Annotated in this window: 16 protein-coding genes; 9 read left to right on the forward strand and 7 right to left on the reverse strand. The window is 64.5% G+C overall.

Translation table 11 applies throughout. From position 1 onward, the window contains the following. Window position 1 precedes the first annotated feature (1 nt). Window positions 2-793, forward strand: coding sequence for an SDR family oxidoreductase (locus tag QGV54_RS17165; RefSeq protein WP_281019426.1), 792 nt, complete (start codon window positions 2-4; stop codon window positions 791-793). A 333-nt stretch (window positions 794-1,126) separates the two neighbouring features. Here QGV54_RS17165 and QGV54_RS17170 read toward each other — a convergent pair whose 3' ends face one another. Beyond that, the gene (locus QGV54_RS17170; RefSeq protein WP_281019425.1) at window positions 1,127-2,548 is read right to left on the reverse strand and encodes a pyridoxal-dependent decarboxylase; all 1,422 of its coding nucleotides are present in this window, start codon (window positions 2,546-2,548) and stop codon (window positions 1,127-1,129) included. 102 nt (window positions 2,549-2,650) lie between these two features. Here QGV54_RS17170 and trxB point away from each other — a divergent pair, with 102 nt between their 5' ends. Continuing rightward, window positions 2,651-3,613, forward strand: a complete 963-nt coding sequence (gene trxB / locus QGV54_RS17175) for a thioredoxin-disulfide reductase (RefSeq protein ID WP_281019424.1) — start codon at window positions 2,651-2,653, stop codon at window positions 3,611-3,613. Window positions 3,614-3,688: 75 nt separating this feature from the next. Further along, complete coding sequence (locus QGV54_RS17180; RefSeq protein WP_281019996.1) at window positions 3,689-4,579, forward strand: LysR family transcriptional regulator; 891 nt, start codon at window positions 3,689-3,691, stop codon at window positions 4,577-4,579. A gap of 524 nt (window positions 4,580-5,103) precedes the next feature. On the opposite strand, the gene QGV54_RS17185 is transcribed toward QGV54_RS17180, so the two are convergent. Beyond that, a complete protein-coding gene (locus tag QGV54_RS17185) occupies window positions 5,104-6,270 on the reverse strand; it encodes an acyl-CoA dehydrogenase family protein (RefSeq protein ID WP_281019422.1) in 1,167 nt (388 codons plus the stop codon). 148 nt (window positions 6,271-6,418) lie between these two features. Between QGV54_RS17185 and QGV54_RS17190 the strand changes: the two genes are divergently transcribed. Continuing rightward, a complete protein-coding gene (locus QGV54_RS17190) occupies window positions 6,419-7,012 on the forward strand; it encodes an exopolysaccharide biosynthesis protein (protein WP_281019421.1) in 594 nt (197 codons plus the stop codon). A 52-nt stretch (window positions 7,013-7,064) separates the two neighbouring features. Here QGV54_RS17190 and QGV54_RS17195 read toward each other — a convergent pair whose 3' ends face one another. The 5 genes from QGV54_RS17195 to QGV54_RS17215 form a co-directional block, all read right to left on the reverse strand. Next, the gene (locus QGV54_RS17195; RefSeq protein WP_281019420.1) at window positions 7,065-7,766 is read right to left on the reverse strand and encodes a copper resistance protein B; all 702 of its coding nucleotides are present in this window, start codon (window positions 7,764-7,766) and stop codon (window positions 7,065-7,067) included. A 4-nt stretch (window positions 7,767-7,770) separates the two neighbouring features. Beyond that, the gene (locus QGV54_RS17200; protein WP_348638793.1) at window positions 7,771-9,615 is read right to left on the reverse strand and encodes a copper resistance system multicopper oxidase; all 1,845 of its coding nucleotides are present in this window, start codon (window positions 9,613-9,615) and stop codon (window positions 7,771-7,773) included. A gap of 62 nt (window positions 9,616-9,677) precedes the next feature. Then, the gene (locus QGV54_RS17205) at window positions 9,678-10,229 is read right to left on the reverse strand and encodes a plastocyanin/azurin family copper-binding protein (RefSeq protein ID WP_281019418.1); all 552 of its coding nucleotides are present in this window, start codon (window positions 10,227-10,229) and stop codon (window positions 9,678-9,680) included. A gap of 59 nt (window positions 10,230-10,288) precedes the next feature. Continuing rightward, window positions 10,289-10,651: a hypothetical protein gene (locus tag QGV54_RS17210; RefSeq protein ID WP_281019417.1), complete on the reverse strand. Its 363-nt coding sequence runs from the start codon at window positions 10,649-10,651 to the stop codon at window positions 10,289-10,291. Window positions 10,652-10,734: 83 nt separating this feature from the next. Next, a complete protein-coding gene (locus QGV54_RS17215) occupies window positions 10,735-11,541 on the reverse strand; it encodes a TIGR03084 family metal-binding protein (RefSeq protein ID WP_281019416.1) in 807 nt (268 codons plus the stop codon). A 166-nt stretch (window positions 11,542-11,707) separates the two neighbouring features. On the opposite strand from QGV54_RS17215, the gene QGV54_RS17220 reads away from it, so the two are divergent. The 5 genes from QGV54_RS17220 (at window position 11,708) to ribB (ending at window position 17,428) form a co-directional block, all read left to right on the forward strand. Next, complete coding sequence (locus QGV54_RS17220; RefSeq protein ID WP_281019415.1) at window positions 11,708-13,993, forward strand: ATP-binding protein; 2,286 nt, start codon at window positions 11,708-11,710, stop codon at window positions 13,991-13,993. Further along, window positions 13,986-14,369, forward strand: coding sequence for a response regulator (locus QGV54_RS17225; RefSeq protein WP_281019414.1), 384 nt, complete (start codon window positions 13,986-13,988; stop codon window positions 14,367-14,369). The genes QGV54_RS17220 and QGV54_RS17225 overlap by 8 nt, the downstream gene beginning before the upstream one ends. A gap of 125 nt (window positions 14,370-14,494) precedes the next feature. Further along, the gene (ribD, locus tag QGV54_RS17230; RefSeq protein WP_281019413.1) at window positions 14,495-15,610 is read left to right on the forward strand and encodes a bifunctional diaminohydroxyphosphoribosylaminopyrimidine deaminase/5-amino-6-(5-phosphoribosylamino)uracil reductase RibD; all 1,116 of its coding nucleotides are present in this window, start codon (window positions 14,495-14,497) and stop codon (window positions 15,608-15,610) included. Between the two features lie 74 nt (window positions 15,611-15,684). Then, window positions 15,685-16,278 carry a riboflavin synthase gene (locus QGV54_RS17235; protein ID WP_281019412.1) on the forward strand — a complete coding sequence of 198 codons (594 nt, stop codon included), beginning with the start codon at window positions 15,685-15,687 and terminating at the stop codon, window positions 16,276-16,278. Between the two features lie 34 nt (window positions 16,279-16,312). Further along, a complete protein-coding gene (gene ribB / locus QGV54_RS17240; protein ID WP_281019411.1) occupies window positions 16,313-17,428 on the forward strand; it encodes a 3,4-dihydroxy-2-butanone-4-phosphate synthase in 1,116 nt (371 codons plus the stop codon). The last annotated feature ends 1 nt before the right edge of the window (window position 17,429 follow it).

Genomic DNA, 17,429 nt, shown 5'->3' on the forward strand with positions numbered 1-17,429 from the left:
CATGCGCAGCAAGGTCCCCTCGACCGTTGGTGCATCCGCGGCCCTGATCACGGGCGGCGCAGTGCGGATCGGGCGGGCAATTGCCCTGCAGCTTGCCGCCAATGGCACGGATGTGGCCATTCACTACCGGAATTCGGCGGAAGAGGCCGAACAGACGGCGGCGGAGATCCGGGCGCACGGTGTGCATACCGTGACGGTGGCGGCAGACCTGACGGACAGTGCCGCAACAGCCGACCTGCTGCCCAGGGCCGCAACGGCGCTCGACCGGCCCATTGATCTGCTGGTCAACAACGCATCCCTGTTCGAGAACGATTCGATCCGGTCCCTGACACCGGACAGCCTGGACGCCCACCTCTCCGTCAATCTGAAGGCGCCCCTGCTGCTCGCCCAGGCGTTTGCCAGGGCGCTGCCGGAGGATCGTGGTGGCAACATCATCAACATCATCGACCAGAGGGTCTGGAAACCGACGCCCTGGTTCACGTCCTATACCGTCTCCAAGGCCGGGCTGCTGTCCCTGACGCAGACCCTGGCGATGGCACTGGCCCCAAGGATCCGCGTCAACGGGATCGGCCCCGGGCCGGTGCTGGCGAACGAGCGGCAGACGGCGGAACAGTTCGAAAGGCAGTGGCAGTCAACACTGCTGCAACGCGGTGCCGAGCCGGACGAGATCGCGGCTGCCGTGACCTTTCTGCTCGACGCGCCGGCGATGACCGGTCAGATGCTCGCGCTGGATGGTGGCCAGTTCCTGCCATGGCCGCCGCTGACCGGTGAAGTGGCCGACCTGGACGGGTGACCGAGGCCACAGGAAAGTCACAGACAAATTGATCCAATGCTGTTTTGGCGGGTTGACTCCCTCAATTCGATTTGCACAGGGATCGGGGCAGGTGCGCACAACCCCCGGAAACACAAGGAATTTCCCTTCGTATTTGCTGAAATGCAAAAAAATATCAATTAAATCAATATGTTAATTATATTGCACAAAAATTAGGCAGCGTAACGAAACCGTAATGATTACGGGCGACTAGACCTTCTCTCTCGAATTGGCCAACAAGGTTATCCACAGGACTCGTGGAGCATTTTTCCCGTCAATGGCCCTGACCTTTATGTCTGCCCGAAACGGAGGCGGTCAATTCCTGGGCAAAGACCGCGCCGTTGTGCAGATCAGGTCCCAGGCGGCATCGACGTGGCGCTGTTCGGTCCGGGTCTGACCGATCGAGATGCGGATGGCATAGCGCCCATTGACCCGGTTGGGCGTGAAATAGGCATCGCCGGAATCGTTGAGGGCGTGCAGCAGACGCTCGTTCAGGACATCGCAGGCATCATCACCGGCCCCCTCCGGGTGGAAGCGGAAGTTCAGCAGCGAGAGCACCCGCGGTGCCACCAGTTCGAAATCCGGGGTGGCATCAATCGTCCGCTCCAGCCCTTCCGCCATCGAGATATGGCTGCGCAGGATCTGCTGCAACCGCTCGACACCATAGCTGCGCAGCACGAACCAGAGTTTCAGTGCCCGGAACCGTCGCCCCAGTGGCACGCCCCAGTCCCGGTAATCGATCACCTGCCGCCCTTCCCGGCTCTGCAGGAAGGCCGCATCAATGGCGAAGGTGCGGATCAGGGCTTCCGGGTCACGGACATAGTGTGCGGCGCAATCGAAGTTGGTCAGCAGCCACTTGTGCGGATTGAAGACCAGACTGTCGACCTGGCCCTGCCCCTCCAGCATCCAGCGATGCTCCGGCAGGATCAGGGCCGAGCCCGCCCAGGCGGCATCCACGTGGAAGAAGATGTCATGGCGGGCACAGATCTCGCCAATGGTCGCCAGCGGGTCCACGGCGCCGACACCCGTCGCCCCCAGGGAGGCGACGACACAGGCGGGACGGATCCCTGCCGCGATGTCGGCCCGGATCGCGGCCTCCAGCGCCTCGGGACGCATCGCGAACCGCGCGTCGGTGGCGATCTTGCGCACGAAGCGCCGGCCATAGCCCGCGATCTTGGCACCCTTCTCCGTCGCCGTATGGGTCTGGTCGGAGCAATAGACAGCCAGCGGCGTAGTACCTGCCAGCCCGTTCTCGTTGGCATCGTCACCGGTCACCCGCTCCCGCGCGGTCAGCAGGGCGCAGAGAATCGCGCCGGAGGCCGAATCCTGGATAACCCCGTGAAACCCCTCTTCCAGCCCGATCATCTGACGCAGCCAGTCCAGCACCCGGGTTTCCATCTCCGTCGCGGCGGGGGAGGTCTGCCACAGCATGCACTGGGCACCGATGGTCGCCGTCAGCATCTCCGCAAGCACAGAGGGCGGGCTGGAATTTGCCGGAAAGTAGGCGAAGAAGCTGGGGTGCTGCCAATGGGTGATGCCAGGCATGATGTCCCGGTTGAAATCCGCCATGATCTCGCTGATGGGCTCACCATGTTCCGGCGCTGCGCGGGGCAGGGTCGCATCGACATCACCCGGGGCCGTCTGCGCGCGAACCGGCAGATTCTCCACCCGGTCCATGTAGTCGGCCATCCAGTCCACCATCTGATGGGCGTGGCTGCGGAATTCGTCTATATCCATGGCAATGTCCGGTACCGTGCTGTGATCGTCGGGGACTCAACTTGACATGCGCGCGGACGATGCGAAATAGCGTGTGCCAACCGGATGCAAGGGAGCGGGATCATGGCCGAGACAATTCACACGAAGGTTCTGATCATCGGCTCCGGCCCGGCAGGCTGTACTGCGGCCGTCTATGCCGCCCGTGCCGGGCTGGAACCGGTCATGGTGCATGGCATCCAGCCGGGGGGCCAGCTGACCATCACCACGGATGTGGAGAACTATCCCGGCTTTGCGGAAGTCATCCAGGGTCCCTGGCTGATGCAGCAGATGGAGCAGCAGGCAGCCCATGTCGGCACCCGGATCATCCATGACATCATCGCGGAAGTGGACCTGAACAGCCGTCCCTTCGTTGCCCGGGGCGACAATGGCGACACCTACATCGGCGAGACGCTGATCATCTCCACCGGCGCCTCGGCCCGCTGGCTGGGGCTGGAAAGCGAGCAGAAGTACCAGGGGTTCGGCGTTTCCGCCTGTGCCACCTGCGACGGTTTCTTCTATCGCGGCAAGGAAGTCTGCGTCGTCGGGGGCGGCAACACGGCAGCCGAGGAAGCCCTGTTCCTGACCAATTTCGCCACCAAGGTCTGGCTGGTGCATCGTCGTGATCAGCTCAAGGCGGAGAAGATCCTGCAGGACCGTGTCCTGAAACACCCGAAGATCGAGTGCGTCTGGGACCATGTGCTGGAGGAAGTGCTGGGTGAGCAGGACCCGCCGGGCGTCAGCGCCGTGCGACTGCGCCACGTCGCGACCGGAGAAATGCGCGAGATTCCCATGCATGGCGTCTTCATCGCCATTGGCCACGACCCCAATACCGGACTGTTCCGGGATCAGCTGGCAATGGATTCCGAAGGTTATCTGATCACCGCGCCGGATTCGACGGCGACCAGCATTGCCGGAGTCTTCGCCGCCGGCGACGTTCAGGACAAGACCTATCGCCAGGCCGTCACGGCCGCCGGTACGGGATGCATGGCAGCGCTGGAAGCGGAGAAGTTCATCGCCGCGAACGAGTTGGCGGAGGCCGCCGAATAGCACCGCATAGCAGCCCGACGGCGAATCTTCCTGATTTTGCTTGTCGATTCCGTCGGGAAGGATATTTTCCCCACCATGGATTGGGACAAGCTGCGCATATTTCACACGGTCGCCGAGGCCGGAAGCTTCACTCACGCAGGTGACCTGCTGAATCTCAGCCAGTCGGCTGTCAGCCGTCAGGTCAGTGCCCTGGAGGAAAGCCTGCGCACCACCCTGTTCCGCCGCCATGCCCGCGGCCTGATCCTGACGGAGCAGGGCGAACTGCTCTATCAGACCGCCCGGGACGTGTTCGCCAAGCTGGCGATGGCGGAGGCGATGCTGACCGATGCCAAGGAAAAGCCGCGCGGCGAACTGAAGGTCTCGACGACCATCGGGCTTGGTTCGACCTGGCTGACCCCGCGCATCCGCGAATTCATCGAGGCCTATCCCGATATCAACGTCAACATGGTGCTGACCGATGGCGAGGTCGACCTGACGATGCGGGAGGCGGACATCGCCATCCGGCTCTGGCCGCCGACCCAGCCCGACCTGGTGCAGCGGAAGCTGATGACGGTGAATTTCCACCTCTATGCGTCGCCGGACTATGTGAAGCGTCGGGGCATGCCGAAGTCACCGGAGGATCTCGACCGTCATTCGCTGATCGTCTACGGCGATGACACACCGAATCCGGTCCGCGCCAGCGAATGGCTGATGGAGCTTGGCGCCAATCCGGACAAGCCGCGCAATCCGGTGCTGAAGGTCAACAATATCTACGGCCTGCTGCTGGCGGTTCAGAGCGGGCTCGGTATCGGTGCCCTGCCGGACTACATCGTTCAGGGCCACACCCAGCCGGTTCGCGTGCTGGATGACGTGGCCGGGCCGAAGTTCGACACCTACTTCGTCTATCCGGAAGAGTTGCGGAACTCCAAACGCATCACCGTTTTCCGCGATTTCCTGATCCAGAAGGTCGCAGAAACCCGTTTCTGACCATTTTGGCGGCATGGCCTATTTGCAACAACCCGCAAGTAGTATTCACGTGTGACGAGAAACCCGCGGAATACTGCGCCTCCCAAGCCATTCGCAAACTGCATGGCCCGCGTGCAGGCGCTGCCCTTTATTTCCGCAGACGGAAACCCTAAATCTCCTCCTGTCGATGTTGCAGCGCAATATCACCGGGCATTCCTGGCGCCTCCCTGTTCAGCAATGTCCGACGTCTCCCAGACGTGAAGCCTCCCTGTTTGACTCGGCGGGTCGTTCGCGACCCGCCTTTTTTTTGCGTCAGCCAAAAATGAACAGCGGCTCAGGAACTGGTGGCGAAACCGGTGCAATGACCGGAAACAGGACGGCGATCGTGTCCCCCGCGCGATTCATGTGCGGACCCCGGCCTGCCCTCTCGCGATTCATATGTGGACCCCGGCCTGCCCTCTCCCCCTCCCGACCACCCATTAGGATAGCCCCGTGGGTGGTCGGGAGGGGGAGAGGGCAGGCCGGGGCCATCAGACGACTGCAGTCTAGCGCTTCAGGCCCAGCAGTTTCCGCGCGACGACCCAGCGATGAACTTCGGACGGTCCGTCGTAGATGCGCATCAGCCGGATCTGGGCAGCCATCTGGTGCAGCGGCAGTTCTCGGGTCATTCCCATGGCACCAAAGGTCTGCATGGCATTGTCCAAGACTTCCCAGGCCATCTCCGTGGCATAGACCTTGATCATGGAGACATCGGTGCGGACATCCTGTCCCTCATCCAGCTTCCAGGCGGTCTCATAGGCCATCAGGCGACTGGCCCGGATCTTCGCGGCGGCGTCGGCAACCCACCACTGGATCGCCTGGCGCTCGGCCAGCGGGGCGCCGAAAGTCTGCCGCTGGGGGGCGAATTCGCAGATCATCTCCAGTGCGCGCTCCGCCATGCCGATGCACCATGACGCCATCTCCAGCCTGCGGGTGGACAGGCGGACCTGCATCGGCGCGAACCCCTGTCCCTCCTTCCCCAGCAGATTGGCGTGCGGCACCCGGCAATCCTCCAGCGCGATCTCGTAGGTGAAGGCCCCGCCGATCATCGGGATACGCCGCGCGATGTTGAAACCCGGCGTGCCCCGGTCAACCAGAAAGGCGGAGATGCCGCCGCGCGCGCCCTTCTCCCGGTCCGTCACGGCCATCAGGATGGTGAAATCCGCTTCCTCGGCCCGGCTGATCCAGATCTTGGAGCCGTTGATGACCCAGTCATCCCCGTCCCGCACCGCGCGCGTCCGCATGCCGGCCGGATCCGCCCCGGCACCGGGTTCCGAGATGCCGATGGCGGAGACCGTGCCGCCCTTCACATAGGGTTCCAGATAGCGCTTGCGCTGGTCCTCGTTCACCGTGGCCATCAGCATCCGCAGGTTCGGCGAGTCCGGCGGCAGCATGTAGGGGGTGACGGTGCGCCCGAGTTCGATGTTGACCCCGATCATCGCCACGGTGGGCAGGTCGACGCCGCCGACATCCTCCGGCGCGTCCAGACCCCAGAGCCCGAGTTCCCGCGAGCGGGCATCGATGCGCGCGCGCTCCTCCGACGACAGGGCCGCACCCTCGCCCCGTGCCTCCCGCGCCAGCACCTCCGGCTCCAGCGGCATGAGTTCGTCCTGCACGAACCGCTGCACCAGGTCGCGCAGCATCCGGTGCTCTTCACTCAGTTCGAAATCCATCACGTGTCCTCCCCTGCAAGCTGCTGATCCTGATGCGGTTGGCAGCGCGCAGCAAGACAGTTGGTCTCCGGGCTTGATTGGTACCGGGGTGCGCGGCACCTATGTGTCCGGGTCCCGGCACCTGCCATCATGGAAGAGGCGCACCGCAATGGCCGATCTGGAAAAGCGACCGCTCCAGTCCGTTGTCGAGATGGCAGCCGACGAAGCCGATGGCGAGAAGGTCACGGTGGCCGAACTGCTGGAGATCTTCCAGGACCGGGGCTTCGGCCCCATGCTCATCGCGCTCGGCCTGCTGGCGGCGTCTCCGCTCGGCGCCATTCCGACGGTCCCGAGCATGCTCGGCCTGGTCGTCATCCTGGTATCGGGCCAGCTTGTCATTGGCCGCAATCATCCCTGGCTGCCCGGACGACTGCGCCGCCAGGGCTTTTCCGTGCGGAAGATCGAGAGCGCCGGAAAGAGGGGCCAGGACTGGCTGCGGCGCGCCGACTGGCTGGTCCGCACCCGTCTGACCTGGGCAACCAGCACCCTTGCCAGACGGCTTGCCGCGCTGCTCTGTGTCGGTCTCGCGGGACTGATGATCCCGCTGGAGCTCGTGCCGTTCGCGGTGCTGCTGCCCGCGACCACCATCCTCATTTTCGGCATGGCCCTGACCGCCCGCGACGGGCTGTTCATGGTGATCGCCATCGCCATGACCGTCCTGACCGGCACCCTGGCCCACGGCTGGCTGTCCGACCTCGGGTAAGAGGTCGCCAGGGCCCCCGCCCTCGGTCGAAGCGGGGGCCAAGGCAGCAGGATCAGAAGATCATGCGCGCGCCGACAACCAGAAAGGCCGCACTCGCATCCTCCCCACCGGCCCGGACAAGATCAGCGCTGCCCCCGAACGTGCGCTCGTAATGGAACCCCACATAAGGTGACAGCAGCCGGTCAACGAGGTCGTAGCTCACCCGCGCACCGATCTCCAGTCGTGGCCCGAAGGCCACCCGGTTCAGGGCAGTGTCATCCGTCAGCGGAACATCCAGCTCGATGCTCGGCACGACGATGATCCGATTGGTGATCAGGCCTTCGTACTCGACCTCGAACCGCACGGAAGGATGATCGGAGACAAACAGGTCGGCATCGATCTCGAACCATTGACGGGTCAGCCCGTGAAGGCCGATCACACCATGTACCCTGTCCGGACCGCTGGCCGTATCGAACCGCACACCCGCTACCCCGTCGAAGAAATCGGAGATTGGCGTGGAAAGGCGGAACTGGTTCTCCAGCGTCTCGAAGGCCTCCTCCTCCAGCGCATATTCCCCTTCACTGCGGTAGACGAAGCGCACTTCGTCATTGCCGTAGAAGGCATCCAGATCCCAGGCGGCCACATCGGTGTCCCCACCGAACCGGTATTCCAGCTGTTCCGCCTGGATACCCCAGACGTTGGACTCAGCGGCGGCAGGTACGGCGAGAAGCAACGCCGGACACAGAAGTCCGGCAACGAGGAACAGTCGTCGCATGACCTCAGCCCCCCTGTTTCATGCTGGGTGCCGCTGCGGCGCTATCGGGTCCGCCCTCCACCACGATCTTCCGGAACATGCCGGAATCGGCGTGATAGGACAGGTGGCAGTGAAACGCCCATTCGCCCGGCGCATCCACCTCTGTCTCCATGTAGACCGTGGTGGCCGGCGCGACGCTGATCACGTGTTTCACCGGATTCCACTTGCCGCTGCCATTGTCCAGGATCGACCACATGCCATGCAGGTGCATGGGGTGGGTCATCATGGTGGTGTTGACGAACTTGAAACGCACCCGCTCCCCGTAGGTCAGGCGTATCGGGTCGGCATCGGCATACTTCACACCGTTGATCGACCAGATGTAGCGTTCCATGTTGCCGGTCAGCTCCAGTTCGATCTCGCGCGTTGCGGGCCGGTGCTCGTAGAGCGGCTTCTGCGCCTTCAGATCGGCATAGGACAGGAACCTGCCCCCGTTGGCGGCTTCGGGACGCAAGCCACTGCCCGGTGCGTAGAACGGGTCAGGACGACCCGTTTCGCCCTTCGGCATGGCGCCGTGGCCCATCGCGGCATGGTCCATCTCGCCCTTCGGCATCGAACCATGACCCATCGCGGCGTGATCCACCTCGCCCTTCGGCATCGAACCATGACCCATCGCGGCGTGATCCACCTCGCCCTTCGGCATCGAACCGTGACCCATCGCGGCGTGATCCACCTCGCCCTTCGGCATCGAACCGTGACCCATCGCGGCGTGATCCACCTCGCCCTTCGGCATCGAACCGTGACCCATCGCGGCGTGATCCATGGAACCATGGTCCATGCCGCCATGACCGGCCATGTCGCCCATGGTCAGCAAGGGCGGTTCACGGAGATCAGGAACTTCGGCGGCCATGCCCTCACGTGGCGCCAGCGTGCCGCGCGCAAAGGCCGTCCGCCCCATCGATTCACCATATATCGTGTAGGCGCGATCCTCCGTCGGCTGCACGATGACGTCATAGGTCTCCGCGACGGCAATGCGGAACTCGTCAACCACGACCGGCTGCACGTCATTGCCGTCGGCCTGCACGACGGTCAGCTTCAGCCCCGGAATCCGGATGTCGAAATAGGTCATCGCCGAGGAGTTGATGAAGCGCAGCCTTACCCTCTCGCCGGGCCGGAAGAGGCCGGTCCAGTTCTGCTCCGGGCCCTTGCCGTTGATCAGCGGAGTGAAACCCTGCAGGTCCTCGACATCGGTCGGCATCATGCGCATGTCACCCCAGTCGCCGCGGTCGTCCAGCGCCGCGCGGACGCCCTTCTCCTTCGCATCATCAAGGAAGTCGAACAGGGTGCGCTGCCTGCGGTTGTAGTAGTCCGGCATCATCTTCAGATTGCGCATGATCCGGTCGCCGGAGTGCGGATGCGCATCGGCAAGCTGGATCACGTATTCGCGGTCATAGCGGTACGGCTCCCGGCCCTCCGGCTCGATGATGATGGCCCCGTAGGCCCCGTCCGGCTCCTGGAACCCGGAGTGGCTGTGGAACCAGTAGGTTCCGCTCTGCACTATGGGAAACCGGTAGGTGAAGGTCTCGCCAGGTGCGATGCCGGGATAGCTGATCTTGGGAACGCCATCCTGCTGATAGGGCAGGATCAGCCCGTGCCAGTGGATCGAGGTGTCCTCGTCGAGGTTGTTGGTCACGTTGATCGTGACCTCCTCGCCCTCCCGGAACCGCAGCACGGGCCCGGGGCTGGCGCCGTTGAAGCCGACACCCGAGCGCGTGAAGGTACCGGTGTCGATCCTTACCGGATCAACGGTCAGATTGTATTCGCCGGCCATGGCACCGCCCCCGAGGGCAAGTGCCAAACCGGTTCCGAGCATTGCGGCCCGGAGCATGGTGATGCGTGACATGATGTGTTTCCTGATCTGTGTGCTGCGCGGGTTCAGTGCTTCAGCCGGATGCTTCCGACCATGCCGGTCTGGTAGTGGCCCGGCACATTGCAGGCGAACTCCAGCCTGGCGTGGTCAGGGAAGGTCCAGATGATCTCCGCGCTCTGCCCCGGTTCCAGCAGGACACTGTTCGGATCGTCATGCTTCATGCCATGGCTGCCATGGTTCATCATCGCATGGTTGATCCGGTCCGGCTCCAGCATGCCGCTCTCCATCATGCCCATCATTTCCTCCTGATGGGCCGCATGCATGGTCGCGGTACCGATGTTGAACTCGTGAACGAACTCACCTTCGTTCCTGACAGTGAAGCGCACCGTCTCGCCCTCGCGGATCTCGAGCGTTTCGGGCTCGTAGAGGTTGTCGCGCATGATGATGCCGATGGTCCGGGTGACATCCGTGGCTACACCGGGTTTCCCGATGTCCGGTCCCTTGCCGTGGCCGTGGCCGTGGCCGTCACCATGGCCACCGGCGGCAAACGCGACCGGGGCCGCCGGCAGGAGCGAGAGGGCAAGCGCGCAGGCGCGCAGTCGCGTCATTGTCGACATGGAAACTCTCCTGAAAGGTACAATTCCGGCCCCGGCGACCGGGACCGACAGAACTGGACTCAGGAGTGGTTTCGTGGCGGAGGCGGCTGATGCGCCATGGCATGGGAAGTCAGCCGCATCGGCCCTGCATCGTCGTGCAGAACGGCGACACGGGTTGCGGTCGCACCGGCAGGCACGGCCAGGCCCGGCGTGCAGACACCATGATCGCACCCCCCGTCACCGGCGCACATGTCGTAACCGGCACCGGCATCCGGCATTGCGTCCGCCACCATGACCATCCGCACGTCGTCCGTCGCCGAATGCCCGGCATGGGCCGCGGAAGCATCCGCGACGGAACCTGCCTTTCCGCCCAGACCACACATCGCCGAGGCACCCGTACCGGTACTCAGCATCATGGCGAGCACGGTGAGCACCGTCAGCATCAGTCGGAATGTCCGCAGCGGAAGCATCACCTATCATGTCGGCCCGCAGGGCACCCCTGTCAAGCGCCCGCCGCGCGAACCGATCAATCCCGCGTCATGGTCCGCCGTGCGCCGGGTGCGGGGGGTTGCTCCGGCGCGCCGGCAAAGCACTGGGCAATGGACATCCAGTCGGTGGCGTTCGGTCCGGTGACCTTCAGCCGCGTGTCGGCAATGTTGCGGACCTGGGTCACGACCTGGCAGAAGTCCTCCGCCGGGCCTTCGATCAGTTCCGTCTCCGACGGGTCGTTCCACGTCCAGACCGCGCCGGACGGGGCGGTCAGGCGGAGGTGTGGCGCAGGGCTCGGCGCTTCCAGGCCGCGGACCTTGTAGGTCCAGCCATGGGTGTTCACCCCCAGCACGGCGATCGACTTGATCCGGTCCGCGTTCTGCCGCACCACACCCAGCATGTCGTAGACTTCCTGCCCGTGCGCCCAGGTCTCCATCAGGCGCGCGGAGATGGAAGACCGCACGCTCATCGACGGTCCGGCCCAGGGGACCCGGGCTGACGGATCGGCGGCGGCAAAGCGGTCGGCCATGCCGTGATAATAGTCGCGCCAGGCCGTCGCCAGCGCCTGGCCGCCGATGCCCTTGCGCCAGTCACGTTCCAGATCGCCGACACTGCCGCCGCCATCCCTGTGCCTGATGACGTCCTGCATGAAGCTCTGGAAGCCCTCCGCATCCGTCAGCGACAGGTCGGCGGCCCAGTTCCACATGTGCAGATGTCCCAGCACGCGGTTGATGGTCCAGTCCTTGAACGCCGTCGGTTCATCGAAGGCACTGTCGGGCAGATCGCTGACCAGCTGGTACAGCGCATCACTCTCCGCGCGAAAATCCTCGGCCTGTTCCAGCATTTCGTTCCTCCCCCATCACGATTGCCTTGCGGCAGACAGCATGCCGCGATCAGCCATTTGTGCAAGCCGTCAGGGTGCAGGCCGGTCCGGCAGCCGGATTAACTCGCCTTTAAGGCGTGCTGTGCCAGCCTTCTCCAATCGCTAGGAACAGGGCCAGGTGCCGACCATGCAAGCGCAGAAACTGAATCGAGCCTTCAATGGCTTCATCGACAGCTGGGTCCCCGCCACGCTGATGAACGATCGCAATTCGGCGCAACGCGTCCGGATGTTCGTGATCAGTCACACGCTGGGGCCGTTTCTCGGCCATACCATCACGCTGGCGCTGCTGCTGCTCGATCCTCAACCGACACCCCATGTCTATGTCCTGGCCGGTTCGATAACACTGTTCTGCATCTTCCCGCCCGCGCTGAAGATCAGCAGTCGCTATTTCGACGCCCATCTCTGCTACAGCGTGCTCGCCCTGCTGTCGGTGATGAACCTGATCTTCGCGGTGCTGTGGGGGTCGTATCACTACGCCGGAATCAGTTCGCCGTTCCTGGTCTGGCTGCTGGTGGTGCCGCTGCTGGCCTTCTTCTATCTGGGCTCCAACCCCGTGGCACGGAACTTCGTGTTCGGCATGACCGGTTCCGGTCTTGTGGCGTTCTATCTGCTCTACCAGTTCGGCGGCGGCTTCCCGGAGCATGTCGAGAGCAGCGCCCTGGTGCCCATCGGCATCATCTCCATCATCTGCGCCATGGCCTATGTCACCATGATGGCGGTCTACTACGCCAACGTGGTCGATTCCCAGTCGGAGCTGCTGGCGGAGATCGAGCGGCATCAGTCCACCACCAGCCAGTTGCTGGAAGCCAAGGAAGAGGCGGAGCGCGCCAATGGCGCTAAGTCCGACTTCCTGGCCAAGATGAGCCATGAGCTGCGCACCCCGCTGAATGCCGTCATCGGCTACAGCGAGATGCTGCTGGAGGACGCGGAGATCGACGGACGCGGCGAGGATTCCGCGGACCTGAAGAAGATCAATTCCGCCGGCAAGCATCTGCTTGCACTGGTCAGTGAAGTGCTCGACCTGTCGAAGATCGAAGCCGGCAAGATGGAACTCTATACGGAGGAAGTCGACCTCGACGGCTTTGTCAGCGAGGTCGCCTCCACCTGTCGCCAGATCATCGCCAAGAACGCCAACGAACTGGTGATCCGCCGCTCCAGCGACCTCGGACGGCTGGAATGCGATGCCACGAAGCTGCGCCAGGCCCTGCTGAACCTGCTGAGCAATGCCGCGAAGTTCACCGAGAATGGCCGCGTCATCCTTTCGGCCCGGCGGGAGCGGATCGACAATCGCGACTGGGTCAAGATCGAGGTGCAGGATACCGGCATCGGCATCGCGCCGGACCAGATCGGCAACCTGTTCCACAATTTCTCGCAGGCCACCCCGTCGATCTCCTCGAAATTCGGCGGCACCGGCCTCGGCCTGTCACTCAGCCAGAAGCTCTGCCGCTTCATGGGGGGGGACATCACCGTCGAGAGCACGATGGGTGTCGGAACCACCTTCACCATCGTCCTGCCCGCCACGACCCGCGCCCTCGCAGCCGTCTCGACGCCGAGCGAGGAGACCGTGTCCCAGATGCCGTCCGAAGCGTCCGCGAAGGTCACACCGCTGGAACCGGCGGTCGCACGCCTTGGCCAGGACGGGCCGAAGCAGACCATCCTTGTGATCGACCCGGACCCGTCGGCGCTGGAGATCATGGAGCGGTCGCTGCAGAAGGAAAACTATCGCGTCGTGACGACCGAGCGCGCGAAGGAAGGGCTGGAGATTGCCCAGACCCTGCGACCCGATGCGATCATCCTGGACGTTGCCGTCAGCGACATGGATGGCTGGGAAGCGCTCGGTGCGCTGGGTTCGCAGGACGACACGGCCGGGATTCCGGTCATCGTGCAGTCCATCATCGACGATCCGCGCAGGGGCTACCAGCTCGGTGCCGCCGCTTTCCTGGTGAAACCCGTCGAACGCGAACCGCTGCTGGAAACCATCAGCCAGGTCTGCGACGAGGCCGGTTTTCCCGGGAATGAAGTCCTGGTGATCGACGATGACGGGACCGCATCCCGGTCCACCGTGACCGCTGCGCGGGAAGCAGGCTGGCATGTGACCGTCGTGCCGGATTTCGGCATCGGCCTGACCCGCGCGCACCAGGTGCAGCCCGATCTCGTGATCGTGGACAGCGACAGCATCAGCGCAGGCCTGGTTGCCTTCGTTGACGGGCTGAAGGATCTGGATGGCATCTCCATCCTTGTCCTGATCGACAGCGAGGCCGCGCCGACAAGTACGCTGACCATTCCGCGACCTGCAAGGTCCATCTTCAACGCCAGCGACCGCGATGACGTCCGCGCCACCGCTCTCGCCATGCTGAAACGCACCGACGACCTGCCCAGGCAGTCGTACAGGAAGGAGGCCGCCCATGGCTGAGATACTCCTCGTCGAGGACAATGAGATGAACCGGGACATGCTGGGCCGACGTCTTGAACGTCGGGGATATTCCGTGATCTTCGCGGTTGACGGCCCCGGCGGTGTCGCAGCCGCAAAGGACAGGCGCCCCGATCTGATCCTGATGGACATCGCGCTCGGCCAGATGGATGGCTGGGAGGCGACGCGGCTGATCAAGTCGGATCCGGACACGATGTCGATCCCGGTCATCGCCCTGACCGCCCACGCGCTTTCCAGTGACCGGGAGCGCAGCGCACAGGTCGGCTGCATCGATTTCGACACCAAGCCCATCGACATGCCGCGCCTGCTGCGGAAGATCGAAGCCTGCCTGGACGGGCGCGCCGTCTCCGCCGCCTGACTTCCGTCCAGGGTTCTCCGGTCAGGGATCCGTGGCCGATGTCCTCTGGCCCATGCTCTCTGGCTATTGACCCCCGGACATGATTGCATCGGAACAGTCGGGAACTGTTCCAAGAGGGCGCACGCATGAAGACCGCTGACAGCCGGGATGATCTCCGGCACATGCGCCATGCACTGCGGCTGGCACGCCGCGGCCTCGGGCGCACCGCCCCCAATCCTGCGGTCGGCTGCGTCATCGTCCGCGATGGCCTGACGGTCGGGCGCGGGTGGACCGCCCCCGGCGGGCGGCCGCATGCCGAGACCGGTGCGCTGGCCCAGGCCGGTGACCGGGCGGAAGGCGCCACGGCCTTTGTCACGCTGGAACCCTGCAGCCACCACGGACAGACCCCGCCCTGTGCCCGAAGCCTGATCGATGCCCGCGTTGCCCGTGTCGTCATCGCCATGACCGATCCCGACAGTCGCGTCGACGGGCGGGGCATCGCCATGCTGCGCGATGCCGGGATTCAGGTGCTGACAGGTGTCTGCGAGACGGAGGCGCGGGACCTGCAGCATGGTTTCGTGCTCAACCGCACCATGGGTCGCCCCCTCGTCAGCCTGAAGGTCGCCAGCAGTCTGGACGGGCGCATCGCGACCGCGTCCGGTGAAAGCAAGTGGATCACCGGACCCGGGGCCCGCGCCGACGGTCACATGCTGCGCGCGACCCACGACGCCATCCTGATCGGCGCCGGAACGGCCCAGGCCGATGATCCGGAACTGACCTGCCGCCTGCCCGGCCTGGCCGACAGGTCGCCGATCCGCGTCGTGCTGGATCGCCACCTGCGCCTGTCGCTCAGCGGTCGGCTTGTCCGCTCCGCCGCCGGGATTCCCCTGATCGTCTATGCCGATCCGGGCGTCGATCCGGACCGCAAGGCCGCGCTGGCCGATGCCGGGGCCGACGTTCGCCATGTCGCGACCGACCCGCACGGCCGCCCCGATGCCAGGGCGGTGGCGGAGGATCTGGCCCGCGATGGCGTCACCCGACTGCTGCTGGAGGGCGGCGGCGGCATCGCGGCGTCCTTCCTTGCCGCCGGGCTTGTGGACCGGGTCTTCTGGTATCGCGCCGGACTGACCATCGGCGGCGACGGGCGACCGGCGCTGGCACCGCTGGAACTGGACCGGCTGGCCGACGCGCCGCGCTTCCAGCGCATGGCGGCAATACCCCTGGGTGATGATCTGCTGGAAACGTGGCGCAGGCAGGCGTAAAACCCCCAGCAGCTTCAGTCGGGCGTCCGCGCCCGGCGCACACGAACAAGCGTCCGGGCTTGGGAGGAGATCGCATGTTCACCGGCATCGTTACCGACATCGGCCGCATCCGCGCCATCGAACCCCGTGGCGACATGCGCCTGGTCATCGAAACCGCCTTCGACATGGCGACGGTGGACATGGGCGCGTCCATCGCCTGTCACGGCATCTGCCTGACGGTGGTCGACAAGGGACCAGGCTGGTTCGCGGTCGACGTCAGCCAGGAAACCCTGGACCGCACCGCGCTGGGCCAGCTGGACGTCGGGTCGCGGCTGAACCTCGAACGCTCGCTGCGCGTCGGTGACGAGCTGGGGGGCCATATCGTGACCGGGCATGTGGACGGCGTCGCCACCATCGAGGCTCTGGAGACCGTGGGCGACAGCCGCCGCTTCGTCTTCCGTGCCCCGCCCCAGCTCGCCCGCTTCGTGGCGGAGAAGGGCTCCGTGGCGCTGAACGGGGCGTCCCTGACCGTGAATTCGGTCGAAGACGCCACGTTCGAGATCAACATCATCCCGCACACCCAGTCGCGCACCACGTTCGGCGACGCGAAGACCGGGGACCGGGTCAATATGGAAATCGACGTGCTGGCGCGGTATGTGGCCCGTCTGCAGGACACGGTCGCAAGCTGACGGCCACTCAATTCTCACGTTTCAGGATCAACGCATGTCATCGGAATATACCCGCTACCTTTCCTCCATCGAGGACGTCGTCGAGGATGCCCGCAACGGCAAGATGGTCATTCTGGTCGATGACGAGGACCGGGAGAACGAGGGCGATCTCTACATCCCGGCACAGTTCGCCACGCCGGAAGCGGTCAACTTCATGGCCAAGCACGGGCGTGGCCTGATCTGCCTGTCGATGACGCAGGGCCGGGTGGATGAGCTGGGCCTGTCGCTGATGTCCCAGAACAACAAGGCCCGGCACCAGACCGCCTTTACCGTGTCGATCGAGGCCAAGGACGGCATCTCCACCGGCATCTCGGCGCATGACCGGGCCCTGACGATCCAGGTGGCCATCGATCCCGCCCGCACCGCCGACGACATCGTCACTCCCGGGCATGTCTTCCCGCTGGTGGCGAAGGATGGCGGTGTGCTGCGCCGCGCCGGTCATACGGAGGCTGCGGTGGACATCGCCCGCATGGCCGGACTGCACCAGGCCGGTGTGATCTGCGAGATCATGAACGACGACGGGACGATGGCGCGCATGCCGGACCTGATCAAGTTCGCGCAGTACCACAACATGAAGATCGCCACCATTGCCGATCTGATCGCCTATCGCCGCCGCTCCGACAGGTTGGTGAAACGCAGCTACGAGACCACGCTGACCAGCGACTTCGGCGGGGAATTCAGGCTGGTGGTGTTCGATTCGGAAGTTGCCTACGCGGAGCCCCTGGCGCTGGTGAAGGGCGATATAACGGGCGACGAGCCGCCGCTGGTGCGGATGCATGCCTATGACCCGCGCAACGACCTGTTCGGCGAATCCGGCGGCAAGGCGAAGCAACTGGAACAGGCCATGCGCATCATTGGCCAGGAAGGCCGGGGCGTGCTGGTCTTCCTGCGGGAAACCCGGGAACTGCGCATGTCGGAATTCCTGCAGTTGCAGGAGGAAGGCAATGTCGAGCAGTTGCGCGAACTGCGCGACTATGGCATCGGCGCGCAGATCCTCACCGACCTCGGGATCTCCCGCATGGTCCTGCTGACCAACTCACCGAAGAACGTTGTCGGGCTGGAGGGCTATGATCTGGAGATCGTCGGCACCCGCCCCCTGAAGGAAGACTGAC

The organism is Minwuia sp. IMCC3060, from assembly GCF_029909435.1.
In the GTDB taxonomy this organism is placed as follows: Bacteria; Pseudomonadota; Alphaproteobacteria; order Minwuiales; family Minwuiaceae; genus Minwuia.